General features: G+C 37.8%; 1 protein-coding gene and 1 pseudogene. Both read left to right on the forward strand.

Annotated elements, in window-relative coordinates; genetic code table 11:
* Positions 1–98, forward strand: a pseudogene (locus EGT51_RS12825) (IS30 family transposase); the annotation flags it as partial.
* Between the two features lie 313 nt (positions 99–411).
* On the forward strand, positions 412–576 hold the full coding sequence (locus tag EGT51_RS12830; protein WP_089122107.1) for an MFS transporter: 165 nt from the start codon (positions 412–414) through the stop codon (positions 574–576).
* The last annotated feature ends 181 nt before the right edge of the window (positions 577–757 follow it).

The following is a 757-nucleotide window of genomic DNA, read 5'->3' on the forward strand; positions in this document are numbered from 1 at the left end:
ATGAGATCCTAGCAGCACTTGAACTAATTAATCAACGACCATTAAAAATACATCATCAACAGACTGCCATTGAAAGATTCCGGGCTTGTTCGGATTAAACTTGTAATTTGCCCAACTAAAAACAAACAGACGAACCTAAGACGTGCCCTTAAACAAGCGGCCAAATCTCAAGTTGATTTACCATAGCCCCAAAAGGGAACCGATCTTCACCAGGTCTACCAAGCCCAGAAGAAGTTAGCACTAGCTACTGACAACTTAAAAGCGGGTAACCAGCAACTAGCACTTACCTTAACCAAGTTAGAAAATCAAAATACCGCTATATCTAAACTGTCAATAGCTTCTCAAAAAATTAATTTGGGTAATCAGAAAATAAGCCAGGGTCAGAAAAAATTGTTAGTAGGTCTCAAACAATTGGCACAAAAAGAAGCTTTAACGACAGCTTTGAGAAAAATTAAGCATACTAAGAATCGACAGATCAGCCAGGCCTTCAGTCATACCTACTTAGTAGGAGCGGTGATTGTTTTGATTCTGTCACCAATTGCTTTGTTGACAGATCGTAAGCCATTAAAAAGTTGAACTGGGAGCTAGCCATTAACTTTAATACGGATTACTAGCTAAATCAAAAATGGGCCTCGTATTCGAAGCCCATTTTGGTATGGTGTAAACAGTTTTAAAATATATTGTTTTTAGGTAGATTGCAAATTTAATCCGAATTTTTGGACAAATTTGTCAGCATAACCTGATACGGTGTTTGCCA

This window comes from Levilactobacillus suantsaiihabitans, assembly GCF_004745505.1.
GTDB lineage: Bacteria > Bacillota > Bacilli > Lactobacillales > Lactobacillaceae > Levilactobacillus > Levilactobacillus suantsaiihabitans.